The following is a 24,358-nucleotide window of genomic DNA, read 5'->3' on the forward strand; positions in this document are numbered from 1 at the left end:
TCCGCATCATTCACGGGCTTGCACTTTGGCGGACAGGGAGACGGAAATGATCGACCTTTACTACTGGCCTACGCCGAATGGCCACAAGATCACGATGTTCCTGGAGGAAACGGGACTGGACTACACAATCCACCCGGTCGATATCAGCGCCGGCGATCAGTTCAAGCCCGACTTCCTTGCCATCTCGCCGAACAACCGCATGCCGGCGATCATCGATACCGCGCCGGCCGATGGCGGCGAACCGATCAGTGTGTTCGAGTCGGGCGCCATTCTGCTGTATCTGGCCGAGAAGACCGGCCGCTTCCTTCCGCAGGATACACGCGGCCGCAAGACCGTGACGGAGTGGCTGTTCTGGCAGGTCGGCGGTCTCGGGCCGATGGCCGGTCAGAACCACCATTTCGGGGTCTATGCGCCGACGAAAATCGAGTACGCGATCGAACGCTACGTCAAGGAGACGAACCGTCTCTACGGCGTGCTGGATCGCCACCTCGAGAACCGCGCGTTCATCGTCGGCGACGCCTATAGCATCGCCGACATGGCTTCCTATCCATGGGTCGTTCCGTGGAAGCGCCAGCAGCAGAATCTGGACGACTTCCCGAACCTGCGGCGCTGGTTCGATGCGGTGCGCGAGCGCCCAGGTACACAATGGGCCTACGCGAAAGGCGAACCATTTTCGAGCCGCCCTGCGGTCACGGAAGAGGGGAAGAAGATTCTGTTCGGACAAACCGCGAGCAGGGCGTCGGTAGCCTGACATACGGGATGGAAAGACGTCGTTTCACGCGATGGAAAGAGAACAGCGATGAAGTCCTCGTCGGAAGAAATGCAGGTGTCTGAAAGCAGGGCCATCGATCAAAGGAAGATCGCTTACCAGAAGCCACAGCCCTTTGGCATGGTGCCGGATGTGTTCATCGGCTCTGCGCTGGAGCTTGACGGAGACGAGCGGGAATGGGTCCCGCAATCGCCGACTGTCGCCTTCAGACCGCTCGTGCTGAATGTGAGCCAGGGATACTACATCAACATTCTTCGGGTCCGCTCTTCGGGCGTGCTGTCGCGCCACAGACATTCCGGACCGGTGCATGCCTTCACGTTGCGCGGAAGCTGGCGGTACCTCGAGCACGACTGGGTCGCGTCCCCCGGGGACTATGCGTTCGAGCCGCCCGGCGAGACGCACACGCTCGTCGTTCCGGATGACGTCAAGGAAATGGCCACGCTGTTTCACGTGACCGGCGGGTACACCTATGTCGATCCCTACGGCGAGGCGCTCGGATACGAAGATGTTTTCACCAAGCTCGAGCACGCGACCAGGCACTATGAAGCCATCGGGCTCGGCAAGGAACATGTGAAGAGGATCGTCCGATGACGAGACGCGAGACTGTCGATGTAGGCGGCGTTCCGATCAGCTATCTGACCGCCGGCAAGGGCGGCCCCTTGGTGCTCCTGCTTCATGGCACCTATTGGAGCCGCGTCTGGCAGCCCGTGCTCGACGGCATCGCCGCGGCGGGCCTTCGCCCCGTTGCGGTTGATTTCCCCGGCTTCGGCCGCTCCGGAGGTGAACTCACCGTAAGCGAGGCTTCAGTCCCGCGTCTCTCCGCCTGGTTGGTGGGCTTCCTCGAGGCGCTCGGGCACAAGGGACCGGTCATGGTCGCCGGCCACGACATCGGCGGAGGCGTGGCGCAGCATCTCGCGCTCGCAGGAACCGTGGAGGTGCCGCGCGTGGCCGTGGTGAACGGCATTATGTACGACTCATGGCCTGTTCCCGGCGTTGCCCGCTTTCGGGATCCGGCAGTGGCAGCCGCGACGACGCGGGATGATGTACTGGCCGCACGCCGTGTGTCCGTCGTAAAGGCGCTCGGGCGTCCGGCAAGCGAAGCCGAGATCGCCGAATATCTCGACCCATGGACGGACCCGAGGGTCGCCCGATCCTGGCTGGCGCTCGCAGGCGCTGCCGACCATCGCTACACCATGGAGATGCTGCCGGCACTGCTGCAGTCCAGGAAGCCGAAGCTTTTGGTGTGGGGCGAGGACGACCCATTTCAAACCATCGACTATGCCGAACGCTACGCACGGGAGATCCCAGAAACGCGGCTCGTTCGGATCAAGTCGGCCGGCCACATTCCGATGGAGAACGATCGTAAAGCCGTGGCGGGAGCTCTGGCCGGGTTCTTTGCCGGCAAGCAGAAGGAGGGGGTCCAATGAAAGTTGCGATCCTCGACGACTACCAGAACGTTGCGATGCAGCTTGCCGACTGGTCGGCCGTCCGGCGGCACGCCGAGATCACCGTATTCAACGATCATATCGCCGATCCCTCGGGAGTGGTCGAGCGCCTGCGCCCGTTCGACGCGATATGCGTCATGCGCGAGCGCACGCCGCTTACGAGGGAGACCCTGCAGCAGCTCCCGAACCTCAAGCTGATAGCGTCGACCGGACCGCGAAACGCCTCCATCGACAGCCAGACCGCGACCGATCTCGGCATCGCGGTCACCGCGACCGGCTATGACTCCACACCCACCATCGAGTTCACCTGGTCGCTGGTTCTGGCCAGCATGCGAGGCATCGACCGGGAAGCCGCTTCGCTCAAGGCCGGGGGATGGCAAACGAGCCTCGGCGCAAACCTGAGGGGCAAGAGCCTGGGCGTCGTCGGGCTGGGAAACATCGGAACAGAAGTGGCGCGCATCGGCCTCGCGTTCGGCATGAAGGTGATCGCCTGGAGCCAGAACCTCACTGAGGAGAAAGCAAGCGCCGCCGGTGCCACCCTCGTGGACAAGCAGACGTTGTTCCGCGAGGCCGACATCGTGACCGTCCATCTCGTCCTGAGCAGTCGTACCAAAGGGCTGATCGGGGCACCCGAACTCACCCTGATGAAGCCGACGGCGAGACTCGTCAACACATCGCGCAGTCCGATCGTCGATGAGGTGGCTCTGATCGAAGCGCTGCAGGCGCGCCGGATAGCCGGGGCTGCGGTCGACGTATTTGACGTGGAGCCGCTGCCTCCCGGTCACGCGTTCCGGAAGCTGGAGAACGTCCTCGCAACGCCTCACATCGGCTACGTAACCGAAGATCTCTATCGGACCTTCTACGGCGATGCCGCGGCCAGCATCGCAAAATGGATCGAGGTTAACGCAACGGCCGCTTAGGTATAGGCGATGAGCAAACCTGCTCATCAACAGGAGTCCAAGAATCATGAGCATGAGCAACCAAGGAAAGATCGTTCGGAATAAGGTCCTGGTCACGGGTGCAAGCGGCCTGCTGGGGGTCGCCGCGATCGAGAAGTTTCTTGCCGCGGGCTGGGAGGTGGTCGGCGTCTCGCGCCGCAAGCCCGAGCTACCGAGCGGCCGCGACGTCCAGTTTCTATCCGTCGATCTGCGGGACGAGAAAAAGGCCCGCGCTGCATTCGAGCCGCTGACCGACATCACGCACATCGCCTACACCGCCCTGCACGAGAGGCCCGAACTGGTCGCTGGCTGGTCGAGCAAGGAACAGATCGACACCAATAACGCCATGCTGCGCAACGTGGTGGCGCCGATCGTGCGCACAGCCTCCAATTTCCAGCACGTCAGCATTCTGCAGGGAACCAAGATCTACGGCGTGCACTTGCACCCTATCCCTATCCCGGCCCGCGAACGTGATGCCCGCAAGGATCACCCGAACTTCTTCTTCGACCAGGAAGCCTATGTGGGTGAGATGGGTGCCAAGCATGGCTTCAATTATACGGCTCTGCGTCCGCAGCTCGTCACCGGTCCCACTCCGGGTGCGTTGAACGTTATTCCGGCAATCGGAGCCTACGCGGCAATCCGCCGCGAGAAGGGTGAACCGTTCGGCTTTCCTGGCGGTCCGTCGTTCGTCTGGGAGGCCGCCGATGCAGATCTCGTCGCGGACGTGATGGTCTGGGCTGCGCAGTCGCCACAGGCGGCGAACGAGGCGTTCAACATAACCAACGGAGACGTGTTCGAGTGGCGCAACGTGTGGCCGGGGATCGCCGAAACCCTCGGCGTCGAGGCCGGACCGGACTCGCCGATGAGTGTGGCGGGGTACCTCGCGGAAAACGCCGACGTTTGGGGCAAGATCGTCGCGAAGTATGGTCTTCGCTCGCGGAGCCTGCGGGATCTGGTCGGTCAAGGGGACCAGCATGCCGACTTCGCTTTTGCCTATGGCGCCCCGGCGGGACCGAGGGCCTTCGTGAGCACCGTCAAGCTGCGCCAGGCCGGCTTCGCAAAGGTGGTCGATACGGAGGTGTCGTTCCGCAAGGCCCTGCAGTCTCTGATCGACAATAAGCTCTTGCCGCCGGCCTCGAAGCAGGCGGCTGCCCGGCTCTCAGTCGCATCCTGATTGGAAGGAAGAGAATGATGCCAAGACTGCAAGGCAAAGTAGCGCTCATAACGGGCGGTAGTAGTGGTCTCGGACTCGCGACGGCCCAGCGGTTTGCGAGGGAGGGAGCATTTGTCTACATCACAGGCCGCCGCCAGGACGAACTCAAAATGGCGGTTGCCCTGATTGGAGAGCGTGCGGCGGCCGTTCGAGGGGACGTCCAGAACCTCCAGGATCTCGATCGGCTCTACGAGAGGATCCGGAGCGAGAAGGGAAGGATCGACATTCTGGTCGCAAACGCGGGCTTCATCGATCCGGAGCCGTTCGTCGAAGTGACGGAGAAAAATTTCGACCAGACCTTCGGCATCAATGTGCGCGGGCTTCTGTTCACGGTTCAGAAGGCGCTACCTCTCTTCCGCGATGGCGGAACCATCGTCCTGATTTCTTCTATCGCCGCGTTCAAGGGCATTCCGCGCTACACCGCCTACAGCGCGACCAAGGCAAGCGTTCGTTCGTTTGTGCGAACGTGGACCGCTGAACTCAAGGACCGCGGCATTCGTGTCAACGCGATCAGCCCGGGCGCGATCGACACGCCCATCATCGACGCGCAGGCAACGACGAAGGAAGGCGCCGACGCGATCCGGGCGAGCTTCAGGGCTGCCACTCCGCTCGACCGGCTTGGCCGACCCGAGGAGATCGCTGCCGCCGCGCTGTTCCTGGCTTCCGACGAGAGCAGTTACGTCGCCGGCGCCGATCTCGTCGTCGATGGCGGATTGAGCGCGCTTTGAACATGCGAGGGCTGCGAAGATGCAGCACGGAACAAATAAGCGACCTTCTGGGGGGATGACCATGAAGCTCACTTCACTTTGCGTTATAGGCATTTCTTCGATCCTCCTCGGGACGCCTTTGAGCGCAGCGATGGCTGATGACATGGCGACAAAAGCTCCGCCGCCAGCTGCGGCAAAGCCTTCTTCCCGCGCACCATGTGGCAGTCCTACGGACTTTGTGACCACGGCCTGCCCGCTGAGCTGGTACGGCATCACCGTGTACGGTACGATCGACACCGGCGGGTCCTGGCAAAGCCATTCTGCGCCGTTCAACAGGCGATCGTCGTTCGGCGTGGACTATTTGATCTCAAAAAGCAGCAATCGATCGCTGTGGCTCCCCGCGCCCAATGCACTGAGCCAATCGAACATCGGCATCAAGGGAAGCGAACCGATCGGCTCCGATTGGTCCTTCATTTTTGATGTGCAAGCCGACTTTGATCCCTATTCATTACAACTCGCCAACGGATCGCATTCCGTCGCCCAGAACGCCGGCGTGCCGCTGACCAACCAAAACTCCTACGGCGATTCGAGCCGGCAGGGACAATTCTACAACGGCATGGGTTACGCGGGCGTCAGTTCACCGACATATGGCACTCTCACGGTGTTCCGGCAGTACGCGCTGACCAACGACGCTATCGCTGCGTATGACCCAATGGCGGGATCGTACGCGTTCTCGGTGCTTGGCTTTTCAGGCGTAACCTGCGGCGTCGGTAACACCGAAGACTGCCGGTACACGACGTCTGCGAAATACCGCATCAATGTAGGCCAGTTCCGCGTCGGGGCGCTTTGGCAGTTCGGCGGCTACGACCAAAACAACGCTGCCGACGGCGCCTACCAGGTGCAATTCGGCGGCGATATTACCGGGTTGGCGAACGGCACGCTTTCGCTCGACGCAATCGGCAGCGTCGTGCGCGACGCCGTTTCGATCGGACTCACCGGCAACCCCACGGTCGGAGGCGTGCCGGTGCCCCCGTTCCTGCCGCAGACCCTGACTGCCACGATTTCTGACGATTCGAGCCTGATGCTGCTCGGCAAGTATGCGAACGGCCCCCTCAAACTCTATGCCGGATATGAATGGATCCGATACGCTCCGCCAAGCGACAAGCGGAGACCCTTTACGGATATCGGCGGGGACTTTGTCACGGCCGTCAATACGACAGCCTTCGATTTTCATAACAAGATACTGCAAGTGTCCTGGGCGGGCGTGTCATACGCCGTCACCGAAGACGTGAACGTGATCGGCGCCTATTATCATTACGACCAGAACAGCTTTGGCGGCGGAGCATCGTCCGGCTGCTCCACCTTGGCGTTCACGACATGCAGTGGAACGCTCAACGCGGTTTCAGCGGCGGTCGACTGGCATTTCGCGGCGAAATTCGACGCTTACGCCGGACTGATGTACTCGTGGGTCACTGGCGGACAGGCAAGTGGCTTCCTCAAATACAACAATATCGATCCAACTGTCGGCTTGCGTTTCCGGTTTTAAAGAACCTCGGCGCCGTCTGCAGTTTCAAGAGCATCGAGAATTCAGCGCAGTTGAGTTTGAGGAGGCTATGTTCGCAATCCCGCGTCGCTACAGTCACTTCGTCTTTGGCGTCATCCAATCTGGATTGACTTCCCTCATTGCCGCAGGCGTCGCGAGCCTTTCCGCAACGGCAACCGGCCATTACCTGTGGAACTGGCTCGCATCATGGCTGATCTCGTGGGTCGTGATGTCGCCTGTCGTCCTGTTTGCCGCACCGATAATACGATCACTATCCGTGGTCCTTACCCGAGAAGAGTCGATGGACTAAGAACGCCAGGCGCTGCAAACGCATGATCGCATTCAGGGTCGAGTCCCGGGATCGAAATCTTTTGACTGCAGCTCTTCAGTCCAATCATCGAGGTGAAAAAGCAAAAATGGATTGCCTCACCCGACGCGATTCGATCGCGTGACCTTTGCGTTCGGAGGCCAGCGGTCAGGAGCGCAGACGATCTCTTGGTCACGGCGTATGTACGCGCGGCGGTTTATCTCAGGTGGCCAAGCACAACGCGTTGCAAAGGCGCTGCGAGATCGATCCGCTTTCCGGCACGTCATGCACAAGCGTTCGACGACTATCACCTGAGCTTGCCGCGGGTTGAATTGGACAAGCTCAACCAGCCTGATGTTAGGAGACTCAAGCCTGCGCGCCTACCTTGTCGGCATCGACTTCTTGGGATCGAAACACTTCCGATCAGCCCAATGCTGCATCAGCTTCGTGCGCGAGTCGAAAAGCGCCGGTCCGTCGCTCATGTCGAATTTCGGTCGCGCGGCGGCAGTCGAGATTAGTCAGATCTGCTGTGGGTTGGCACCCTCGGCGCCATCATTCTTGCGGGCCATCTGCTCGATTCCGTCGTTCGGAAGAGCGAAATTCGCCGCGGCGCTTTTGGCTTGGCGATACCAGCAAAAATACCAGCAAAGCGGACGGCTGCAGTGGGCTTTTGCTTGTATTTTCAATAGGTCGTGACAATTATCCGGAGAAATTCGGAATCGAACCAAAGGCTTAAGTTATTGATATTACGAAGAATTTTTCCGTGGTGCCCCTGGCCGGAATCGAACCAGCACTCCTTGCGGAACTCGATTTTGAGTCGAGCGCGTCTACCAGTTCCGCCACAGGGGCATTCGCGGTGGTCCAGGCCGAGGCAGGGCCGGGGTCGCGAAGCGCGGCGGACTATAGCGGGCGGCCCGTCACGGTCAACCCGCGCGGATGTGATTGTCCCGCGCCTCGACAGCGGTATTTTCACGCGATACGACCCGGGCTGAGCATGGGGCGGGGGCCATGACCCCGCCGGACGGTGCTCGCAGGAGGACTGCCGTGACGCTCGCCACCGCCCATCCGTCGGATGCTTCCGCCACCGGCAATCCGGCGCTGACCTCGGCCCTGGCGATTGCCGTGATCGCGGCGGCGACGCTGGCCGGCGCCTGGTTCTTCCAGCTGGTGCTGGAGATCATGCCCTGTCCGCTGTGCCTCGAGCAGCGCTATGCCTATTACCTCGCGGTCCCGCTCGGCGCCGTGGTGGCGCTCGCGGCCGCCCGTGGCGCAGCGCGCCCGGTGCTGCTCGCGGGCCTTGTGATCCTCGGCCTCGCCGCGCTCGCCAATGCCGGGCTCGGCGCCTATCACGCCGGGGTCGAATGGGGGTTTTGGCAGGGACCGACCGACTGCACCGGCCCGATGGTGGATTTCGGCAAGGCCGGCTCGCTGCTGGATCAGCTCGACAAGGTCAAGGTGGTCCGCTGCGACGAAGTGCAGTGGCGCTTCCTCGGCATCTCGCTTGCCGGCTACAACGTGCTGATCTCGCTCTTGATGGCCGCGATCGCCGGCTGGGGCGTGGCGAAGGCGGCCAAGGTCTGACTGAGTGGCCTGATTTACAGGCCTTGTCTCAATCGATCTATTTCTTCTTTCCCGGCGTGAAGCTCGGCTGTCCGCCCTTCAGGCTGGGAGCCGCGGCGATCACCTTGATCTTCTCCTTCTTGGGCTTTTTGACCTCGCGGTTGCCGTGTCGCTCGCCTTTGGACATGTCGGTCTCCCTCTGTTTATCGAGATCATCGACTCGGTCAGAGCCTGCCTCCCGAGCAGTCCCGAACGTCGACGTGGATTTGCTTTGCCGGAAGTGATGGTGATCGACCGTAGGCCGATCGCACCCGAATAGCGAGCGCCAAAGCGGTCTGCGGCGCGCTGCGGCAGCAACGCGCAGGATGCTGTGCGGAGCGGTCTTTGCCCCTCGTTCGGCGAGAAAGCCAGGAACACAAGGAAAACCAACAAGAAAGCATTGGCTATTGCCGCTGAAGCGGCGCATGCTGCCAATGGGGCCGCGCACCGGCGCAAGGCGTTTCGCAAAAGGCTGGCCCATGACCATGCGCTCCCGACGTGAAGTCGTCACCTTCCAGCATCCATTCCGGATCAGAGGCATCGATCGTGAATTGCCCGCAGGCGCCTATGAGGTCATCACCGACGAAGAGGCGATCGAAGGGCTCTCGTTCGCGGTGTTCCGCCGTGTCGCCACGATGATCATCGTCCCGGCACAAGGCTCGCGCGGATTGACGACGGAGATGGTGTCGATCGGCTCGGTCGATCTGGCGGACGCCCAGCGTATCGACGCGAGCGCCTCCAATGTCTGACGAACCGCTCGACCTCGATCGCCACCGCGGCATGGCAGCCCAGAAAGCCACCGATATTCGCCGTGCGCTGGCGGAAATCGAGACCCATGCGAGGGATCTGCGCGAACGGCAGGCCTCGCTCGAAACCGGACTGCTGGCGGTACCTGCGACGTCGTGGCCGGAGGTCGCCGCCAAGGCGCGCTACGTTCTGAATCTGTACGCCGCGAGCCTGCCGCCGGAGGATACAAGGCATCGCGATCTGGTCACGGCAATTCTCGAGGATTTTGTCCGGCTCACCGAGCCGCGATGAACCAGAACCACTTCGCGGCTTTGAAGGAGCTGGTCACATGACGCTTACCCAGGGTCGCTTCATCAGCTACGAATACGACCGGATGGTCGTGCTGTTTTCGATGCATGACGACGAGAAGGAGATCCATTGCGCGATCTCGACCTCCGCCATGGATGAATTGGAAGGCGGGGCGCTCGGGCGCGCGGGCCACCGCGAGACCCAGTTCATGCGGCTGCGCGAGCGCATCGAGGCCTGCGCCGATGACAAGTACCAGGCGAAGGAATTCGAGGGGGCGCCGCCCCGGATCATCCTGCGCAGCATCGATTTCCGGAAGCCAAGGTAGAGGATTCCCGGTGCGAAGGCCCTGGCGCGCGTGTCAGGTGTTTCAAGGTCGAGGCTATCCCGCCGCCACCGTTCCGATCATGCGCGACAGACGAGCCCATGCTGATCATCGTGCACCGCGTCCCCGTCGAGTTGTTGCTGTTGGCCAATGAGACGTTGTTGCGCCTCAAGAGCCGACGCAATCTCATCGCCACGCTGATGAGCGAGCAGCGCCCGAGATATACCATCTCCGAGATCCATGGTGCGAGCAGCCGGCTGACTGCGCTTTGGCGTGCAGTCGCCAGGGAGCGGCTCGAGGAATGGAGCGAAGCACAGCCCGATTCGGTCTATGCCCGGATCACCGAGCCGTTGTGGCACGCTGCAGCCGTCGCGAAACTGCAAATGGACCGGGACGAGGAGCTATGGTTCGATCCCGGCGAACTGACAGCGTTGGCGCGATCGTTTCGCGATCAGCCGGGCCAGTCGACGGCCGAGGCATGATCTGGATTGGAGCTGCAGGGTAGGTAGAGCCAACGGGTCCGCGCAAAGCGCGGCCCGATCACAGGCTCCGCGAAACCCACCACGCTTCCACGGTTAAGGCCCGTGTCCGCCTCTCAATCCGTCATGCTGAGGAGGCCGCGCTTGCGGCCGTCTCGAAGCATGCACGGCCACCAGCCGGGCCGTTCATCGTTCAAGGCTCGCTCCGCTCGCACCTCGGGATGACGGAATTAACAGGTGAGCCTTGGCCTAGTCGTCGACGTCGTCCTGCGGCCGTCCGAACAGATGGATGATGCCCGGCGTCGAGATGGTGACGAACAGGAAGCGCGACAAATGATGCGCGCCGACGAAGATCGGGTCGATGTGCAGCGTCAGCGCCAGCGCCAGCATCGCGTCCATCGCGCCGGGCGCGAAGGCGACCACGACGTCGGCGAGCCGCACATGGGTAGTGAAGGCGATCACCGCGACGAACACGGCCGAGATTGCGATCGCGATCGCGAATGAGCCGAGCCCGGCATTGACGTGGCTCAGCAGGGTCGAGGTCTTCATCCGCGCAAACCGGGTGCCGATCAGCGCGCCGATGCCGACCAGCGCGACGTTGCGCAGCCAGGGCGGCAGGCCGCCATCGACCAGGCCTGAGCCATGCAGCAGGCTGGAGGCGAGCATCGCGCCGAACATCCAGCTGGCCGGAAACTTGATCCAGCGCAGCAGCAGCGAGACGCCGATCGACCCGGCGACCAGGGCGACAAGGCCGAACGGCGAGGCCACCGTCGTCGGCAGTGGCGGCGGCGCCGCGTGCGTCACCCCGGTCAACGCCAGCACCAGCGGCAGCGCCGCGGTCAGGATGATGACGCGCATGGTCTGCACCACGGCGATCGCCGCGACGTCAGCGCCCTTCTCCGCGGCGAGGATCGTGATCTGCGAGAGCGCGCCGGGGCTGCCGGCGAGGAAGGCCGAGGTCTGGTCCCAGCCATGCATGCGTTGCAGATAGACGCTCGAGCCGAAGGTCGAGCAGAACGTCGCCAGCGCCAGCAGGGCGATGGTGAGCGGATAGGAACTCATGTGCTGCAGCAATTGCTGCGACATCAGCGAGCCCAGCGAGATGCCGAGCAGCAGCAGCACCGATTGCGTCAGCACCGGCGGCACCGCGAGCGGCCGTCCGGCGAGTGCGGCGATCGCGACCGCGCACATCGCACCCGAGATCAGCCCGCCCGGCAATCCCGCCCATAAAAACAGCAAGCCGCCGGCGGCGCCGATGACGAGTGTCTCGAGCCCGTTCAGAACTTTGCTGCGGTCGGGAATGGCGGTCGCCATCGAAGCGCGGATCAGGGTCACGCCGCCTTATGGCAAATTCGCAACCACGGGACAATTGCATCTCGCGATTGCAGCATTGCACCCCGGCTCGCCTGCGCACAGATTTTCACCCTCCCCGGCGGGGAGGGTGAAGGACGTCAGAATACGTCTGCGCGTTACTTCGCGGCCGGCGCTGCGGCAGCACCGCCCGCCTTCTTGCATTCGGAGCGAAATTTCTTGCGCTCCTTGCCGTGCAAGCCCTTGGCATCGGCTTCCTTCGAGCATTCCAGCGACTCGGCGGTGCGCGGCTTGGCTTCCTTGGCCATCTTGCCGTCGGCCTTCGGAGCGGCGTCCTTGGCGGCGGGCGCGGCGGTCTGCGCGAAGGCGCCACCGATCAGCAGCACGGAGGCAAGGGCGGTCACGGTCGCAAGGGAGGAAATCTTCATCATGGGGCACCTCGTGAGGGAAGGAGCCGAAACGTTGCGCGGCGATGATGAACCGTGGATGAATATGCGGTGGTCCCGCCGCCACAATATTTTAACAGCCAAGGGCGTCCGCACGTTGTCGCAAGTCGGGGTTGCGCTAGGATAATGGTCTTACGCCAATGCCCCCTAGGGGAAACCCTCACGGGAAACCAGGGATGACGGGAGACCAGGGATGACCATTCAGACCAGATTGTTGTGTGTGATTGCGGTGTCGGGCTTTGCAGCCTTTGTGGCGAGCGCGCCGGCGCAGGCCCTGACCACGCAGGAATGCAGCGCCAAGTACCAGGCGGCCAAGACGGCCGGCACCCTCAACGGCCAGAAGTGGAATGATTTCCGCAAGGCGCAATGCGGCGCCGACGCGACCCCGGCCGCGGCGCCCGCCGCTCCGCCGCCCGCTGCCGCCGCGCCTGCTCCGGCCGCGCCGAAGGAGGCCAAGCGGGACGCCGCGCCCGCCGCGGCACCCGCCGCACCGGCAGGGCCCGCCGTGTTTCCGAACGCGGTCGATCCAAAATACGCCAAGGAGTCCGAAGGCAAGCAGCGCATGCACACTTGCGTGGACCAGTACAATGCCAACAAGACCACCGGCGGCAATGGCGGCCTGAAGTGGATCCAGAAGGGCGGCGGCTATTACAGCGAATGCAACAAGCGCCTGAAGGGCGCCTGAGCCAGCTGAAGCGAGTTTGACGGGCGGCCGGCGCAAGCCGGCCGCTTTTCTTTCGGCTGAAGCGCTATTGGCTTTCCGTGAGCAGCTTGTCCGCCGATTGCGCCAGCAGTTGCGCGCGCTTGCGCGGGCCGCGTTCGAGAAACAAGAGGCTCTGGCCGAAGATGAAGCAGTAGAACAGGAACGCCTGCGCATCGGCTTCCTCGGCCGAGAGCCCGGTGGCGCGATAGAGCTGGCCGACATTCTTCAGCCGCGCGGCATCGACGCTCGCGGCGGCGGTGGCCGCGGCTTCGTCGGTGCGCGCCCATTGCCGGATCGCGAGCTCCACCGCCATCGCCTCGGTGTTCATGCGCTCCGAATAGAGCGTGATGATCGCCTTCAGCCGCTCGCGCGCGCTGGCGCCGTCGAGCGCGGTCTGCTTCTCGATCGCGGCGATGCGGCCGTCGCGCCAGCGCGTCAGCATGGCCTCGAGCAGCGCGGCGCGATCCCTGAAGCGGCGGTAGAAGCCGCCCTTGGTGACGCCCAGATTCTTCGCCAGCACCTCGACCCGCACGCCGTCGACGCCGGTATGCGCGAGTTCGGCAAAGCCGGCCGCGACCCAGACGTCGCCCTTGCTTTCAGTCATGTGATCTCCGCGGAGCGGTCCCGATACGGTGCCGTATTGCTAGCCCGCTTGGTGCCTGATACGCTACCGTATCAAAAATCGAAGGAGGGGACGATGGAGGGCGAGGCGACCTATCGCGGCACGGTCTATCCCTGGCATTGCGACCACATCGGCCACATGAACGTCATGTGGTATGTCGGCAAGTTCGACGAGGCGAGCTGGAACATGTTCGCGCGGCTTGGGCTGACACCGAGCTATCTGCGCGAGTCCGGCCGCGGCATGGCCGCCGTGCAACAGAACATCTCCTACCAGCGTGAACTGCTTGCCGGCGACCTCGTCGAGGTCAAGAGCCGGCTGGTCGAGTTCCGCGACAAGTCGGTCCGTATCCTGCATGAGATGCGCAACGCGGAGACCGGCGACATCGCCGCGACCTGCGAGATCGCCGCCGTGCACATCGATCGTGCAGCGCGCAAATCGGCGCCGTTCGCGCCGGCGATCCGCTACGCCGCGATGCCGCACCTCGTGCCGTCAGAATCCGTGACTGCGTGACCGCCATGCCCCGTTTTGAACCGAAGAATCCCGACTTCCGCGCGGTTGCCACCGCCACATTCGCGCGCCAGCGCGCAATGCAGACGCTTGGTATCTCGATCGCGCGCATGGAGCCGGGCGAGGTCGATCTCGCGATGCCCTACGCGCCGGAGTTCTGCCAGCAGAACGGATTCGTGCATGCCGGAATCATCACCGCGGGGCTCGACAATGCTTGCGGGATCGCCGCCTTCACGCTGATGCCCGAAGGCTCCGACATCCTCACGGTGGAGTTCAAGACCAATCTCCTGGCGCCGGCCCGCGGCGAGCGATTCGTGTTCCGCGGCGTCGTGGTCAAGCCCGGCCGCACGCTGACGGTCTGCGATGGCCGCGCCTATGCCGTGCAGGACGGCGCCGAAACGCTGGTCGCGACCATGAGCGGCACGCTGATGGCGCTGCAGCGGCGGGAAGGGTAGCCGCGCTAGTCTATCCCCGTCATGCTGAGGAGCCGCGCAGCGGCGTCTCGAAGCATGCACGGCCCGGCCGGCCGTCGATCCTTCGAGACGCGCTTCGCGCCCCTCAGGATGACGGGACTCAGAGACCAGGCTGCTTAGGAAAGGCGTGCCCAGCATTTGCGCACACGCTTGAGTCCCGCGCATTGACAAGCCTCCCCCACACCGACCTGATACGCGCATGCTTCGCGTGAGCGCCTTGCCATGATCGCCAGTCTCAGTCTGATCCTGCTCTGTCAGCTGGTCGGCGAGGTTGCCGTGCGGGCGCTGGCCGTGCCGGTGCCGGGACCGGTGGTCGGGCTGGTGCTGCTGCTGTTGCTGCTGTTGGCGCGCGACCGGTTTCCGGTGCTCGCGCGCGGGCCGCTCGGCAATGACGGGGTCGAGAGCGCAAGCCGCGGCATGCTTGCCAATCTCTCGCTGCTGTTCATTCCGGCCGGCGTCGGCGTGGTGCAGAAGCTCGATCTGCTCGCCGAGCACGGCATCGCAATCCTGGTGATCCTCGCGGTTTCGGTCATCGTCACGCTGCTGGCGACGGTCGCGACCTTCGTCGCGGCGAGCAGCCTGCTTTCGCGCGAGGAGGAGAACCCGTGAGCGACAATCCGTTCTCGCTCTGGGTCTATCTGTCGCAGTCGCCGCTGCTCTGGCTGACGGTGACGCTCCTGACCTATGCGGTGACCGATGCGGTGTCGCTGAAGACCCGCCGGCATCCGATCGCCAATCCCGTGCTGCATTCGCTGTGGATCATCGGCGCGTTCCTGCTGCTGACCGGGACCTCCTACACCACCTATTTTGCCGGCGCGCAGTTCGTGCACTTCCTGCTCGGGCCGGCGACGGTGGCGCTCGCGGTGCCGCTCTACGAGAACCGCAGGCGAGTCGCGGCTGCGGTCCTGCCGATGCTGGTCGCGCTCGCGGTCGGCTCGCTCACCGCGATCGTCTCGGTGGTGCTATTGGCGCGGGCCTTCGGTCTGCCGCGTGACATCATCCTGTCGCTGGCGCCGAAATCGGTGACGGCAGGCGTTGCCATGGGCATCAGCGAATCCCTGCATGCCGATCCCTCGCTGACGGCGGTCTCCGTGATCCTCACCGGCATCATGGGGGCGATCATCGTCACGCCCTTGATGAACTTCATCGGCATCACCGACTTCCGCGGCCGCGGCTTTGCCGCCGGCATCGCCGCCCACGGCATCGGCACCGCGCGCGCATTCCAGGTCGACGAGGTCGCCGGCGTCTTCGCCGGGATCGCGATGAGCCTGAACGCGCTGGTCACCTCGCTGCTGGTGCCGCTGGCCGTGACATATCTGCTGCGCTGAGCATGATCCGGAAAAGTGGAGACCGGTTTTCCGAAAAGATCATGTTCAAATAGAGAGACCCTGGTTGCAGGGCAGTTTTGTGCTATTGGTGTGGCGTTGTGCAGCAAATCCTTCTAGGGTTGCGGCCTCAAACGCGAGTCTGTTCCCCTTGGTCTTCTCCGCAACTCAGAGCGTGCTTGGGCTGGTATCGGGCATGCTGGTCGGCTTTTCGCTGGGCCTGGTCGGCGGCGGCGGATCGATCCTTGCCGTGCCGCTGATGGTCTATGTGGTCGGGGTGGCCCAGCCGCATGTCGCGATCGGCACCTCGGCGATTGCGGTCGCCGCCAACGCCGCGATCAACCTCTCCAACCACGCCCGCGGCGGCACCGTGATCTGGTCCTGTGCACTGCTGTTCGCGCTGTCAGGCATGTTCGGCGCTTTCGGCGGCTCGATCCTCGGCAAGATGCTGGATGGGCAGGAGCTGCTGGCCCTGTTCTCGATCGTGATGCTGGTGATCGCGGGGTTGATGCTGAAGACCCGCGCGCGGGTCGGGCTGACCGACGTCAAGATCTCGATGGCCAACACGCCCGCGATCATAGGTCTCGGGCTTGCCACGGGAACCATGTCCGGTTTCTTCGGCATCGGCGGCGGCTTCCTGATCGTGCCGGCCCTGATGCTGGCGACCGGGATGCCGATCATGAACGCGGTCAGCTCGTCGCTGGTGGCCGTCACCGCCTTCGGCATGACCACGGCCCTGAGCTATGCGTGGTCCGGGCTGGTGTCGTGGGGCCTGGCGGGGCTATTCGTCGCCGGCGGCATCGCGGGCGGCCTGCTGGGCACACGGAGCGCCCGGTACCTGTCGGAACGCCGCGGCGCGCTCAATATGGTGTTTGCGACTGTGATTATCGTCGTGGCGATCTATATGCTGCTGCGTAACATCAATGTGTCCTGAACGTAGAAGGGCGAGGAGCCCTTCCGGAAGCAAGCTATGAACCATCTGACGAAGTCACCCCTCGACAACGCCGGCGCTACCCGCCGCGGCGCGCTCGGCTTGATCGGTGCCGGCATTGCGCTCCTCGCCGCCCGAAGCGCGCGCGCCGAGGACGACAATGTCCTGACCGAGGAACAGGTGCTGCGCGACCCGGATATTCCGGTGATTGGCAATCCCAAGGGCGACATCACGATCGTCGAATGGTTCGACTACAACTGCCCGTATTGCCGCAAGCTCGCGCCGGAGCTCCGCCAGGTGGTGCAGGACGACGGCAAGGTCCGCCTGGTGCTGAAGGATTGGCCGATCCTCGGGCCGGTCTCCAAGGTCGCGGCGCGGATGGCACTGGCGGCGAAGTACCAGGACAAGTTCGAAGCCGCGCATGAGGCGATGATCTCAGTCAATTCGCGCATCACCGAGCCGCGCATTGCCGAACTGCTGTCGGGCGCCGGCCTCGACATGGACCGCCTGAAGAAGGATCTCGACGCCAACGCCAAGGCGATCGACGCAGTTTTGGCGCGCAACAACGAGCAGGCGCAGGCATTCGGCTTCAACGGGACGCCGTCATTCATCGTCGGCAAGTATCGCGTGCCGGGCGTGCTCAGCATCGATCAATTCGAGCAGGTGATCGCGGACGCGCGCAAGGCCAATATGGGCCGCAAGACCGAGCAGAACTAAACCCCTTGGCGCTCACTCACGTAGAGCCTTTCCGCTTGGCATAGGCGCGCCGCGCGCGCTCGCGATTGCCGCACACTTCGCTCGAGCACCATCTGCGAGTCCGGTTCGGGCTCTCGTCGACGAAGAACCAGCCGCAGCCGTCAGCCTCGCAGCATCCGATGCGGCTCGCGTCATCGGACGCCAGCAGGGCCGTCAGTGACCACAGCACCGGCCACAATGGCTCCGTCACGTCGGTCCCGGCCAGCGCATGGCGATAGCCGCGATCCTGCCGCACAAGGTCGGGCTGCCGGGGAGCCGCCGACAGCATCCGATTGACGAGACGGAGGTCCACGCTGCGGCCACTGCGGAGCGCGTCGGAAATCGCCCAGATGTCGCGACGCAAATCGTGCGCCTTCTGCATCGCCGCCACGGCAAGGCTGCTCGCCGAATGCGCTTTCAGCTTCCTGATCGCCGCGAGCGGCAAGGTCCCGCGGCGTTCGCTCCAGGACAATAGCGCAGCGTAATCCGGGATCAGCTCCTGCGGATCGTTCGACGTCCGCCAGTCGAGTGTGTTCGCGAAATCGAGGCAGACCCGTCCACCGAAGAACTGCGTCGCCGCCCGCGCGGGATCCCTTGACATCACGGCCTCTCACCTAGTTTAATCTAATGGTCATGACCATTACAAGTGCCCAGTCGCCTCGACGCGTCCCAACGATGACGGCCACCGGATTCAGGCGGGGCCTGGTCGCGGCCTTGCCGTTCCTGCTCAGCAACGGCGCCGCTGGCCTTGTGATGGGACTGACCTACAAGGGGCTTGGGCTGGGGGCGCCGCAAGCGATTTTGTTCAGCCTGCTCGTCTACTCCGCCACCGCCCAGGCAATCACGCTGAGCATGTGGGCGAGCCCACTGCCGGTTGCCGCCATGGTCGTTGCCTGCATCGCCACCAATTCGCGATACTTACTGATGGGTGCCCATCTGCGCCAGCTGTTTGGCGGACTAGCCCCCCGGAAGATCCTGCTCAGCCTGTTTCTGCTCGCGGATGCGTCGTGGCTGATGACGAGCTCGGATGCGGACCGCAACGGACCCGACGCCGGCTATCTGCTCGGATCGAGCATCCCGATGGCGATCGGCTGGGTCGGCGGCACCGCACTTGCCTATGCCGCCCCGCTCGCAACGAACGGACCGCTGAGGCTCGCCGCCGCACTGCTGCCGACGATGTTCATCGCGACCCTGCTTCCGAGCCAGTGGAAGAACGCGACATCTCCGTGGCCGTGGCTGGTCTCGGCGGTTGTCGCGCTCCTGGTCAGCCGATTCGTGGATACGAGCTGGTCCATGCTGATCGGAGGCGGATGCGGCACGCTCGTCAGCATGATGGAGCGGACCGATGCATGACTTGATGAAGAACTTGGACGTTCTCGGCGTGATCTTCATCCTCGGGCTGACATGCTATGCCATGCGCGCCGGTGGATACGTCCTCGCCGCGTCGATGCGCGACGACGGCATCGCCGCCCGGTTTCTTCGGCTCGCGCCCGGCAATCTGTTCATCGCATTCATTGTTGGCGGTTGCCTGTCCGGCGGGCTGGCAGGTCTCGTCGGGACGATGGTCGCGCTCGTGACGATGGCCGTCACGGCCAGGGAGTGGGCCGCGCTGAGTGCGGGGTTCGGTGCGGCGATCGCGACATCCGCGATCGCGCCGTGACGGCGGCAGTTACTTCGCGGCGACCCTTGTCCATTCCTCGTGGACACGCGTCTTCAGCAGATTCCAGTCATGGGCTGCGACATCCCAATTCACGATCGTGCGGGTGTCCTGCGCCACTTCGCCGTTGGCGACGCTCGACGTCCGAATCGAATCATAGACATAGACGCCGCAAACCAGCAGCAGCGCGCCCAAAATCATGCCGAAAAACGTCCGCATCGCTCAATCCCTCCGGTGTCGGCGGGATAACGTCGTGGGGTTCACTGTGGTTCCGGATGTCGATCAACTGCGCGCGAACACCCGCATCACATAATCGATGAACACGCGAACCCGCGGCGACAGCTGTCGGTTGCGCGGATAGAGCAGCGATACGGGCACCGACGGCGGCGGGCATTGCTGCAGCACCGGGACCAGTGTGCCGTTGGCGAGATCGGTTTCGGCATGGAAGCGCGGCACCTGCACGAGGCCGAGGCCGAGTTTGGCGCTCGCCAGATAACTCTCGGGGCCGGTCACCGACATCGGCGCGGGCAGCGGAAACCGCTTCAGCGCGCCGTCGATTACGAACTCCATTGGGCGCAAGCGGCCGGTCGTCAGCGAGCGAATGCCGATCATGCGATGGCCGTCGAGCGCGAGCGGGTCGGTCGGCATGCCGAAGTGCGCAAGGTAGTCCGGCGTGGCGCAGGTCAATCGCTCCAGCATCGTGACCTGCCGCGCGATCATGTCGCTGTCGGGCAATCGGCCGAAGCGCAGCACGCAGTCGACGCCTTCGCGGATCAGGTCGACCCAGCGGTCGCTCTCGCTCATGTTGATCTCGATGTCGGGATACTCAGTGAGAAAGCCCGGCAGGTTCGGCAGCAGGAAGTGCCGCGCCAAGGTGCCTTGCACTTCGAGCCGCAGCACGCCCTTCGGCCGCGCGCCGCCGAACGCGCCCTCGGCGTCTTCGAGGTCCGAGATCAGCGACAGGCAGCGGCGGTAATGCGCCTCGCCGTCGAGCGTCGGCCGCACCGTGCGCGTGGTGCGCTCAAGCAGCCGCACGCCGAGCCGTGCTTCCAGGCCCTTCACCGCGTCCGTCACCGTCGAGCGGGGCAAAGCGAGATCGTCGGCGGCGAGCGAGAAGCTGCGCCGCTCGACCACCCGGGTGAACACGCGCATCGCGTCGAAGCGGTCCATCTATTATCCGAAAATAACGAATAGTGATGCCAGAAGATGCCTGATTATCCGGACGATGCCAAGATCTAGTGTCCTCCCATCGAACGCGGCCTTCGCCGCCAACCTGATGGGAGACTGCAAATGACCAACAAAACCAACAAGGTAGCACTGGTGACGGGCGCCTCGCGCGGGATCGGCGCGGCGGTTGCGGAACGCCTCGCCAAAGACGGCTTCACCGTCGTCATCAACTATTCCGGCGACGCCAAGTCGGCCCAGGCGGTGGCCGACCGGATCGAAGCCGCCGGCGGCCGGGCGCTGACGGCGAAGGCCGATGTCAGCGATGCCAGTGCGGTGCGCGGCCTGTTCGACGCGGCGGAAGCGGCGTTCGGCGGCGTCGACGTGCTGGTCAACAATGCCGGCATCATGAAGCTCGGCAAGATCGCCGACAGCGTCGATGCGGCCTTCGACCAGCAGGTCGCGGTCAACTTGAAGGGCAGCTTCAACACCATGCGCGAGGCGGCACGCCGGCTGCGCAACGGCGGACGCATCGTCAATTTCTCGACCAGCGTCGTCGGCACGAAGCTCGAGACCTACGGCATCTATGTCGCGACCAAGGCCGCGATCGAGTCGTTGACCGCGATCCTGTCCAAGGAATTGCGCGGCCGCGGCATCACGGTGAATGCGGTCGCGCCCGGCCCGACCGCGACCGATTTGTTCCTCAACGGCAAGTCGGACGAGCTGATCGATCGCTTCGCCAGGATGGTCCCGCTGGAGCGGCTCGGCACGCCTGACGACATCGCGAACGCCGTGTCGTTCCTCGCCGGTCCCGACGGCTCCTGGATCAACGGCCAGACCCTGCGCGCCAATGGCGGCCTGGTCTGACGTCCCCACACTTCAACCCAACTCTCGTTCAACCCGCCATCACAAGGATACGTGTCATGAAACAGGTCATCGTCATCACCGGCGCTTCGAGCGGCTTCGGCCGCCTCACCGCCAACGCGCTCGCCAGGGCCGGCCACACCGTCTACGCCTCGATGCGCCAGACCACCGGCCGCAACGCCGCCGCGGTCGCCGATATCGAGGAGTTCGCCCGCGACAACAAGGTCGATCTGCGCTCGCTCGAACTCGACGTCGGCTCGCAGGCGTCGGTCGATGCGGCGATCGCGCGGATCGTCACTGAAGAGGGCCGCCTCGACGTCGTGATGCACAACGCCGGCCACATGGTGTTCGGACCGGCGGAGGCGTTCACGCCCGAGCAGCTCGCCGAGCTCTACGACGTCAACGTGCTCTCGACCCAGCGTGTCAATCGCGCGGCGCTGCCGCAGCTGCGCAGGCAGGGCAGGGGACTCGTGGTCTGGGTATCGAGCAGCAGCTCGGCCGGCGGCACGCCGCCCTATCTCGCGCCATATTTCGCGGCGAAGGCCGGCATGGATGCGATGGCGGTGATCTATGCCCGTGAGCTGTCGCGCTGGGGCATTGAGACCTCGATCATCGTGCCCGGCGCGTTCACCGGCGGCACCAACCACTTCGCGCATTCCGGCCGTCCAGTCGACCAGGCGCGCGTCGCCGAATATGAAGCCGGTCCCTATGCCGGCTTCGGCGAGCAGATCATGAAGGCGTTTGCGGCGATCGTGCCCGAGGACGCCGACGCCAGCTCGGTCGCCGATGCAATCGTCAAGGTGGTGGACACGCCGTTCGGCAAGCGGCCGTTCCGCGTCCACATCGATCCGACCCAGGACGGTGCCGAAGTCGCATTCGGCGTGATCGACCGCGTCCGCAACGAAATGCTGCACCGGGTCGGGCTCGCAGACCTGCTCAAGCCACGGGTGAATGAGTAACCAGGCGCCTTTCGATCTGAGGCAACGAAGGGGATGGTCCACTTGCATCATCCATCACCGTCGTCCTGAGGTGCGAGCCTTGCGGTGCACTTGCGCCGCTGGGCGAGCCTTGAAGGATGCACGGCCCCGATGCAGCCACGCAGCCGCAGCCGGGCCGTCGACCCTTCGAGACGCGCTTCGCGCTCCTCAGGGTGACGGGGAGAGAGTTTCTCAGACGCCGTCGGCCAGCTCACCGTTCAGCCACTGCATGATCTCCGCATTGATCTCGCGCGGATAGGTGTGGCTGAGATCGTCGATCTCGCGATAGATCACCCTGGCGCCGGCGGCCGACAGCAAGCCCTGAGTCTGCCGCGCGGTCTGCACCGGGAACATCCAGTCGAGCCGGCCGTGGGTGATGAAGATCGGCAAACCGCGCAGCCGCGCGGCATCGGCCATTTCGGCCATCAGCGGATGGAAGGTCGCGGCAACCGGCGCCAGATGCGTGAAGCGCGAGGCGCCATCGAGCCCGCTCACATAGCTGAACGTGCCGCCGTCGCTCATGCCGGTCAGCAGCATGCGGGTTTCGTCGATGCGCCAGCGCGCCCGCACCTGGTCGATGATGCGGTTGAGGTTCGGCGTGTCGGTGTCGTCGCCCATCAGCGCCCAGGTCTGGCCGGTCGCGGTCGGCGCCACCAGGATGGCGCCGCGGCTGCGCGCATCGCGCAGCCAGCTCCACAGGAAGCCGCGGCCGTTGCCGCTGCCGCCGTGCAGCGCCATCACCAGCGGCCAGGTGCGATCAGGCGTGTAATATTCCGGCACATACATCGAGAAGCCGCCGCGGCTGCCCGGCTCGTTGCGCTCGTGGAAGATGCCGGTGTCGGAGTTCGGCGTGGCCGCGAGCTTCGCCTGCAGCGCGGCGTCCTCGCGCAAGTCGGGCGCGACGAAGAAGCCGCTGACCGGCGGCAGCTCGGTCAGCGGATAGAGCGCCTCCTGTGCGCGCGGCAGATAGCGCAGCGCGCGAAATACGCTGACAAGATCGCCCTCGCCATTCTGCACCGCGCGCAGGCCGGCATAGCCGGCCAGCGCCGGTTCGATCGCAGCTTCCAGCGCGGTCTTGATGTGCGCGAATTTCTCCGGCCAATCGGCGAGCCGCGGCCGCACCGCCTGCAGGGCCTTCTCGGGCTCGCCCGCGATCTGCATCACACGATCGAAGTCCGGCGGATTGAGGTTGCGCGCGACAAAGGACAGCGATTCCAGCGTCTGCAACAGCGGCGGCAGCACGGCCACGATGTCGTCAACCACGGCCTCGCTCATCGTTGCTGCCTCTTTTTCTTTCTCTTAATGCAGCCGCGGTGCCTTCAACAGCTTCATGCGGTCGATCGAGGTCAGCGTCACGTCGAAGGTGACGCCCTCGTGGTAGATGGTCAGCGGCACGTCGACGCCGGCTGCGCCGAGCGACCAGAGCTTACGGTAGAAGCCGGTCTGGCTCGTCACCTTGTCGCCGTCGACCGCGAGGATCACGTCGCCGGTCTTGAGCTCGGCGCGCGCCGCCGGTCCCTTGCTGGCGACGCCGACCACTACGAGGCGGTTGTCGATCTCGGTCGTGTACATGCCGAGCCACGGCCGCGCCGGCCTGTCGACCCGGCCGAACTTGCGCAGGTCGCTCAGCACCGGCTTGAGCAGGTCGATCGGAACGATCATGTTGACGTGCTCGGCGCGGCCCGAGCGTTCGCGTTCGAGCTGCAGCGAGCCGATGCCGATCAGCTCGCCGGCATTGTTGATCAGTCCGGTGCCGCCCCAGTTCGGATGCGACGGATAAGTGAAGATCGCCTCGTCGAGCAGATATTCCCAGTAGCCGGCGAACTCCTGCTTCGCCGCGATCTGGCTCGCGACAGAGCGCGTGCGGCCGCCGGCGCCGCCGAGCACGACATTGTCGCCGACCTGCGTCGCCGCCGACGAGCCTATCGGCAGCGGCTTGATGTCGAGCTGTCCCAGCGCCTGCACCAGGCCTAAGCCGGATTCGAAATCGAAGCCGAGTGCGTGGCCCTCGACCGCGCGGCCGTCGCCGAGATGCAGCCACACCGTGGCGGCTTCGGTGATCAGATAGCCGATCGTCAGCACCAGCCCGTCGTCGATCAAGACGCCGTTGCCGACGCGCTCGGTGCCGAGCGTCTCGGCGCTGAAGGCATCCGGCGGAATGATCGAGTGCAGCCCGACCACGCTCGTCAACGCACGATCGAGGTCATAGCGGTAATCTTCGGGGCGCGGCTGAAAGGCCGCCGGCACTTTCCATTCGGTGGTGGAGGACATCAAGGATCTCCTGGC

General features: G+C 64.2%; 33 protein-coding genes and 1 tRNA gene. 24 read left to right on the forward strand and 10 right to left on the reverse strand.

From position 1 onward, the window contains the following. The first annotated feature begins 46 nt into the window (after positions 1-46). The 8 genes from AC066Y_RS08420 to AC066Y_RS08455 all read left to right on the forward strand — a co-directional run bounded on the left by AC066Y_RS08420 (position 47) and on the right by AC066Y_RS08455 (position 6,925). Positions 47-751 (forward strand): glutathione binding-like protein, encoded by a 705-nt coding sequence (locus AC066Y_RS08420; protein WP_478273468.1) that lies wholly within the window; start codon positions 47-49, stop codon positions 749-751. A gap of 138 nt (positions 752-889) precedes the next feature. Then, positions 890-1,360, forward strand: a complete 471-nt coding sequence (locus tag AC066Y_RS08425) for a 2,4'-dihydroxyacetophenone dioxygenase family protein (protein WP_478273730.1) — start codon at positions 890-892, stop codon at positions 1,358-1,360. Beyond that, positions 1,357-2,196 carry an alpha/beta fold hydrolase gene (locus AC066Y_RS08430; RefSeq protein ID WP_478273469.1) on the forward strand — a complete coding sequence of 280 codons (840 nt, stop codon included), beginning with the start codon at positions 1,357-1,359 and terminating at the stop codon, positions 2,194-2,196. The genes AC066Y_RS08425 and AC066Y_RS08430 overlap by 4 nt, the downstream gene beginning before the upstream one ends. Beyond that, positions 2,193-3,134, forward strand: a complete 942-nt coding sequence (locus tag AC066Y_RS08435) for a D-2-hydroxyacid dehydrogenase family protein (protein ID WP_478273470.1) — start codon at positions 2,193-2,195, stop codon at positions 3,132-3,134. The genes AC066Y_RS08430 and AC066Y_RS08435 overlap by 4 nt, the downstream gene beginning before the upstream one ends. A 46-nt stretch (positions 3,135-3,180) precedes the next feature. Next, a complete protein-coding gene (locus AC066Y_RS08440; RefSeq protein ID WP_478273471.1) occupies positions 3,181-4,326 on the forward strand; it encodes an SDR family oxidoreductase in 1,146 nt (381 codons plus the stop codon). A gap of 17 nt (positions 4,327-4,343) precedes the next feature. Further along, positions 4,344-5,093 (forward strand): SDR family NAD(P)-dependent oxidoreductase, encoded by a 750-nt coding sequence (locus AC066Y_RS08445; protein ID WP_478273731.1) that lies wholly within the window; start codon positions 4,344-4,346, stop codon positions 5,091-5,093. Positions 5,094-5,154: 61 nt separating this feature from the next. After that, positions 5,155-6,618, forward strand: coding sequence for a porin (locus tag AC066Y_RS08450; protein WP_478273472.1), 1,464 nt, complete (start codon positions 5,155-5,157; stop codon positions 6,616-6,618). A gap of 67 nt (positions 6,619-6,685) precedes the next feature. Further along, positions 6,686-6,925, forward strand: a complete 240-nt coding sequence (locus tag AC066Y_RS08455; RefSeq protein ID WP_478273473.1) for a DUF2798 domain-containing protein — start codon at positions 6,686-6,688, stop codon at positions 6,923-6,925. 761 nt (positions 6,926-7,686) lie between these two features. Here AC066Y_RS08455 and AC066Y_RS08460 read toward each other — a convergent pair. After that, positions 7,687-7,771 (reverse strand) — tRNA-Leu (locus tag AC066Y_RS08460). Positions 7,772-7,930: 159 nt separating this feature from the next. Here AC066Y_RS08460 and AC066Y_RS08465 point away from each other — a divergent pair. Beyond that, the gene (locus AC066Y_RS08465) at positions 7,931-8,503 is read left to right on the forward strand and encodes a disulfide bond formation protein B (RefSeq protein ID WP_478273474.1); all 573 of its coding nucleotides are present in this window, start codon (positions 7,931-7,933) and stop codon (positions 8,501-8,503) included. Between the two features lie 37 nt (positions 8,504-8,540). Here AC066Y_RS08465 and AC066Y_RS08470 read toward each other — a convergent pair whose 3' ends face one another. After that, positions 8,541-9,002, reverse strand: coding sequence for a hypothetical protein (locus AC066Y_RS08470; protein ID WP_478273475.1), 462 nt, complete (start codon positions 9,000-9,002; stop codon positions 8,541-8,543). Here AC066Y_RS08470 and AC066Y_RS08475 point away from each other — a divergent pair. From AC066Y_RS08475 to AC066Y_RS08490, 4 genes are all read left to right on the forward strand, one after another. Next, positions 9,001-9,270: a hypothetical protein gene (locus AC066Y_RS08475; protein ID WP_478273476.1), complete on the forward strand. Its 270-nt coding sequence runs from the start codon at positions 9,001-9,003 to the stop codon at positions 9,268-9,270. The two genes, AC066Y_RS08470 and AC066Y_RS08475, sit on opposite strands and share 2 nt — an antisense overlap. Next, positions 9,263-9,559, forward strand: a complete 297-nt coding sequence (locus tag AC066Y_RS08480; protein ID WP_456760700.1) for a hypothetical protein — start codon at positions 9,263-9,265, stop codon at positions 9,557-9,559. The genes AC066Y_RS08475 and AC066Y_RS08480 overlap by 8 nt, the downstream gene beginning before the upstream one ends. A gap of 37 nt (positions 9,560-9,596) precedes the next feature. After that, positions 9,597-9,881, forward strand: a complete 285-nt coding sequence (locus AC066Y_RS08485; protein WP_342724603.1) for a DUF1488 family protein — start codon at positions 9,597-9,599, stop codon at positions 9,879-9,881. Between the two features lie 98 nt (positions 9,882-9,979). Next, complete coding sequence (locus tag AC066Y_RS08490) at positions 9,980-10,360, forward strand: hypothetical protein (protein ID WP_478273477.1); 381 nt, start codon at positions 9,980-9,982, stop codon at positions 10,358-10,360. A 246-nt stretch (positions 10,361-10,606) separates the two neighbouring features. Here the strand turns inward: AC066Y_RS08490 and AC066Y_RS08495 are convergent, their stop codons facing one another. Next, entirely contained in the window at positions 10,607-11,692 is a 1,086-nt protein-coding gene (locus AC066Y_RS08495) for an AbrB family transcriptional regulator (RefSeq protein WP_478273478.1), read from the reverse strand. A gap of 134 nt (positions 11,693-11,826) precedes the next feature. Next, positions 11,827-12,099, reverse strand: coding sequence for a PsiF family protein (locus AC066Y_RS08500; RefSeq protein WP_478273479.1), 273 nt, complete (start codon positions 12,097-12,099; stop codon positions 11,827-11,829). A 208-nt stretch (positions 12,100-12,307) separates the two neighbouring features. Between AC066Y_RS08500 and AC066Y_RS08505 the strand changes: the two genes are divergently transcribed. Further along, on the forward strand, positions 12,308-12,799 hold the full coding sequence (locus AC066Y_RS08505; RefSeq protein ID WP_478273480.1) for a hypothetical protein: 492 nt from the start codon (positions 12,308-12,310) through the stop codon (positions 12,797-12,799). Between the two features lie 64 nt (positions 12,800-12,863). On the opposite strand, the gene AC066Y_RS08510 is transcribed toward AC066Y_RS08505, so the two are convergent. Then, positions 12,864-13,421 carry a TetR/AcrR family transcriptional regulator gene (locus AC066Y_RS08510; RefSeq protein WP_456760705.1) on the reverse strand — a complete coding sequence of 186 codons (558 nt, stop codon included), beginning with the start codon at positions 13,419-13,421 and terminating at the stop codon, positions 12,864-12,866. 93 nt (positions 13,422-13,514) lie between these two features. Between AC066Y_RS08510 and AC066Y_RS08515 the strand changes: the two genes are divergently transcribed. From AC066Y_RS08515 to AC066Y_RS08540, 6 genes are all read left to right on the forward strand, one after another. Then, positions 13,515-13,949: an acyl-CoA thioesterase gene (locus AC066Y_RS08515; RefSeq protein WP_223966740.1), complete on the forward strand. Its 435-nt coding sequence runs from the start codon at positions 13,515-13,517 to the stop codon at positions 13,947-13,949. Between the two features lie 5 nt (positions 13,950-13,954). Then, positions 13,955-14,401, forward strand: a complete 447-nt coding sequence (locus tag AC066Y_RS08520) for a PaaI family thioesterase (protein ID WP_092126669.1) — start codon at positions 13,955-13,957, stop codon at positions 14,399-14,401. A 240-nt stretch (positions 14,402-14,641) separates the two neighbouring features. Beyond that, positions 14,642-15,028: a CidA/LrgA family protein gene (locus tag AC066Y_RS08525; RefSeq protein WP_478273481.1), complete on the forward strand. Its 387-nt coding sequence runs from the start codon at positions 14,642-14,644 to the stop codon at positions 15,026-15,028. Beyond that, positions 15,025-15,747, forward strand: coding sequence for an LrgB family protein (locus tag AC066Y_RS08530; protein ID WP_478273482.1), 723 nt, complete (start codon positions 15,025-15,027; stop codon positions 15,745-15,747). The genes AC066Y_RS08525 and AC066Y_RS08530 overlap by 4 nt, the downstream gene beginning before the upstream one ends. Positions 15,748-15,940: 193 nt before the next feature. Next, positions 15,941-16,678: a sulfite exporter TauE/SafE family protein gene (locus AC066Y_RS08535; RefSeq protein WP_478273732.1), complete on the forward strand. Its 738-nt coding sequence runs from the start codon at positions 15,941-15,943 to the stop codon at positions 16,676-16,678. A 36-nt stretch (positions 16,679-16,714) separates the two neighbouring features. Continuing rightward, positions 16,715-17,392, forward strand: a complete 678-nt coding sequence (locus AC066Y_RS08540) for a DsbA family protein (RefSeq protein ID WP_478273483.1) — start codon at positions 16,715-16,717, stop codon at positions 17,390-17,392. Positions 17,393-17,408: 16 nt separating this feature from the next. On the opposite strand, the gene AC066Y_RS08545 is transcribed toward AC066Y_RS08540, so the two are convergent. Beyond that, positions 17,409-18,011, reverse strand: a complete 603-nt coding sequence (locus tag AC066Y_RS08545) for a CGNR zinc finger domain-containing protein (RefSeq protein ID WP_478273484.1) — start codon at positions 18,009-18,011, stop codon at positions 17,409-17,411. Between the two features lie 74 nt (positions 18,012-18,085). On the opposite strand from AC066Y_RS08545, the gene AC066Y_RS08550 reads away from it, so the two are divergent. Beyond that, on the forward strand, positions 18,086-18,763 hold the full coding sequence (locus tag AC066Y_RS08550) for an AzlC family ABC transporter permease (RefSeq protein WP_478273485.1): 678 nt from the start codon (positions 18,086-18,088) through the stop codon (positions 18,761-18,763). A 28-nt stretch (positions 18,764-18,791) separates the two neighbouring features. Further along, a complete protein-coding gene (locus AC066Y_RS08555; RefSeq protein ID WP_478273486.1) occupies positions 18,792-19,070 on the forward strand; it encodes a hypothetical protein in 279 nt (92 codons plus the stop codon). Positions 19,071-19,079: 9 nt separating this feature from the next. Here AC066Y_RS08555 and AC066Y_RS08560 read toward each other — a convergent pair whose 3' ends face one another. Both AC066Y_RS08560 and AC066Y_RS08565 read right to left on the reverse strand, forming a co-directional pair. After that, a complete protein-coding gene (locus AC066Y_RS08560) occupies positions 19,080-19,286 on the reverse strand; it encodes a hypothetical protein (protein WP_097673675.1) in 207 nt (68 codons plus the stop codon). Between the two features lie 63 nt (positions 19,287-19,349). After that, positions 19,350-20,237, reverse strand: a complete 888-nt coding sequence (locus AC066Y_RS08565; protein WP_478273487.1) for a LysR family transcriptional regulator — start codon at positions 20,235-20,237, stop codon at positions 19,350-19,352. A gap of 120 nt (positions 20,238-20,357) precedes the next feature. Here AC066Y_RS08565 and AC066Y_RS08570 point away from each other — a divergent pair, with 120 nt between their 5' ends. Next, complete coding sequence (locus AC066Y_RS08570; RefSeq protein WP_478273488.1) at positions 20,358-21,098, forward strand: SDR family oxidoreductase; 741 nt, start codon at positions 20,358-20,360, stop codon at positions 21,096-21,098. Positions 21,099-21,154: 56 nt separating this feature from the next. After that, the gene (locus AC066Y_RS08575) at positions 21,155-22,054 is read left to right on the forward strand and encodes an SDR family oxidoreductase (protein ID WP_478273489.1); all 900 of its coding nucleotides are present in this window, start codon (positions 21,155-21,157) and stop codon (positions 22,052-22,054) included. A gap of 210 nt (positions 22,055-22,264) precedes the next feature. Here the strand turns inward: AC066Y_RS08575 and AC066Y_RS08580 are convergent, their stop codons facing one another. Continuing rightward, positions 22,265-23,347 (reverse strand): carboxylesterase family protein, encoded by a 1,083-nt coding sequence (locus tag AC066Y_RS08580; RefSeq protein ID WP_478273490.1) that lies wholly within the window; start codon positions 23,345-23,347, stop codon positions 22,265-22,267. Between the two features lie 24 nt (positions 23,348-23,371). Beyond that, positions 23,372-24,343, reverse strand: coding sequence for a S1C family serine protease (locus tag AC066Y_RS08585; protein ID WP_478273491.1), 972 nt, complete (start codon positions 24,341-24,343; stop codon positions 23,372-23,374). Positions 24,344-24,358: the final 15 nt, after the last annotated feature.

The organism is Bradyrhizobium sp. USDA3010 (assembly GCF_056429065.1).

Bases quoted from the DNA above. Each gene is read 5' to 3' on its own strand.
- AC066Y_RS08500 (WP_478273479.1), bottom strand. From the start codon at position 12,099: ATGATGAAGATTTCCTCCCTTGCGACCGTGACCGCCCTTGCCTCCGTG.
- AC066Y_RS08435 (WP_478273470.1), top strand. From the start codon at position 2,193: ATGAAAGTTGCGATCCTCGACGACTACCAGAACGTTGCGATGCAGCTT.
- AC066Y_RS08440 (WP_478273471.1), top strand. From the start codon at position 3,181: ATGAGCATGAGCAACCAAGGAAAGATCGTTCGGAATAAGGTCCTGGTC.
- AC066Y_RS08515 (WP_223966740.1), top strand. From the start codon at position 13,515: ATGGAGGGCGAGGCGACCTATCGCGGCACGGTCTATCCCTGGCATTGC.
- AC066Y_RS08430 (WP_478273469.1), top strand. From the start codon at position 1,357: ATGACGAGACGCGAGACTGTCGATGTAGGCGGCGTTCCGATCAGCTAT.
- AC066Y_RS08505 (WP_478273480.1), top strand. From the start codon at position 12,308: ATGACCATTCAGACCAGATTGTTGTGTGTGATTGCGGTGTCGGGCTTT.
- AC066Y_RS08455 (WP_478273473.1), top strand. From the start codon at position 6,686: ATGTTCGCAATCCCGCGTCGCTACAGTCACTTCGTCTTTGGCGTCATC.
- AC066Y_RS08535 (WP_478273732.1), top strand. From the start codon at position 15,941: ATGCTGGTCGGCTTTTCGCTGGGCCTGGTCGGCGGCGGCGGATCGATC.
- AC066Y_RS08565 (WP_478273487.1), bottom strand. From the start codon at position 20,237: ATGGACCGCTTCGACGCGATGCGCGTGTTCACCCGGGTGGTCGAGCGG.
- AC066Y_RS08475 (WP_478273476.1), top strand. From the start codon at position 9,001: ATGACCATGCGCTCCCGACGTGAAGTCGTCACCTTCCAGCATCCATTC.
- AC066Y_RS08520 (WP_092126669.1), top strand. From the start codon at position 13,955: ATGCCCCGTTTTGAACCGAAGAATCCCGACTTCCGCGCGGTTGCCACC.
- AC066Y_RS08445 (WP_478273731.1), top strand. From the start codon at position 4,344: ATGCCAAGACTGCAAGGCAAAGTAGCGCTCATAACGGGCGGTAGTAGT.
- AC066Y_RS08575 (WP_478273489.1), top strand. From the start codon at position 21,155: ATGAAACAGGTCATCGTCATCACCGGCGCTTCGAGCGGCTTCGGCCGC.
- AC066Y_RS08510 (WP_456760705.1), bottom strand. From the start codon at position 13,421: ATGACTGAAAGCAAGGGCGACGTCTGGGTCGCGGCCGGCTTTGCCGAA.
- AC066Y_RS08450 (WP_478273472.1), top strand. From the start codon at position 5,155: ATGAAGCTCACTTCACTTTGCGTTATAGGCATTTCTTCGATCCTCCTC.
- AC066Y_RS08570 (WP_478273488.1), top strand. From the start codon at position 20,358: ATGACCAACAAAACCAACAAGGTAGCACTGGTGACGGGCGCCTCGCGC.
- AC066Y_RS08560 (WP_097673675.1), bottom strand. From the start codon at position 19,286: ATGCGGACGTTTTTCGGCATGATTTTGGGCGCGCTGCTGCTGGTTTGC.
- AC066Y_RS08465 (WP_478273474.1), top strand. From the start codon at position 7,931: ATGACCCCGCCGGACGGTGCTCGCAGGAGGACTGCCGTGACGCTCGCC.
- AC066Y_RS08540 (WP_478273483.1), top strand. From the start codon at position 16,715: ATGAACCATCTGACGAAGTCACCCCTCGACAACGCCGGCGCTACCCGC.
- AC066Y_RS08550 (WP_478273485.1), top strand. From the start codon at position 18,086: ATGACGGCCACCGGATTCAGGCGGGGCCTGGTCGCGGCCTTGCCGTTC.
- AC066Y_RS08545 (WP_478273484.1), bottom strand. From the start codon at position 18,011: ATGTCAAGGGATCCCGCGCGGGCGGCGACGCAGTTCTTCGGTGGACGG.
- AC066Y_RS08470 (WP_478273475.1), bottom strand. From the start codon at position 9,002: ATGGGCCAGCCTTTTGCGAAACGCCTTGCGCCGGTGCGCGGCCCCATT.
- AC066Y_RS08425 (WP_478273730.1), top strand. From the start codon at position 890: ATGGTGCCGGATGTGTTCATCGGCTCTGCGCTGGAGCTTGACGGAGAC.
- AC066Y_RS08585 (WP_478273491.1), bottom strand. From the start codon at position 24,343: ATGTCCTCCACCACCGAATGGAAAGTGCCGGCGGCCTTTCAGCCGCGC.
- AC066Y_RS08490 (WP_478273477.1), top strand. From the start codon at position 9,980: ATGCTGATCATCGTGCACCGCGTCCCCGTCGAGTTGTTGCTGTTGGCC.
- AC066Y_RS08485 (WP_342724603.1), top strand. From the start codon at position 9,597: ATGACGCTTACCCAGGGTCGCTTCATCAGCTACGAATACGACCGGATG.
- AC066Y_RS08480 (WP_456760700.1), top strand. From the start codon at position 9,263: ATGTCTGACGAACCGCTCGACCTCGATCGCCACCGCGGCATGGCAGCC.
- AC066Y_RS08420 (WP_478273468.1), top strand. From the start codon at position 47: ATGATCGACCTTTACTACTGGCCTACGCCGAATGGCCACAAGATCACG.
- AC066Y_RS08580 (WP_478273490.1), bottom strand. From the start codon at position 23,347: ATGAGCGAGGCCGTGGTTGACGACATCGTGGCCGTGCTGCCGCCGCTG.
- AC066Y_RS08525 (WP_478273481.1), top strand. From the start codon at position 14,642: ATGATCGCCAGTCTCAGTCTGATCCTGCTCTGTCAGCTGGTCGGCGAG.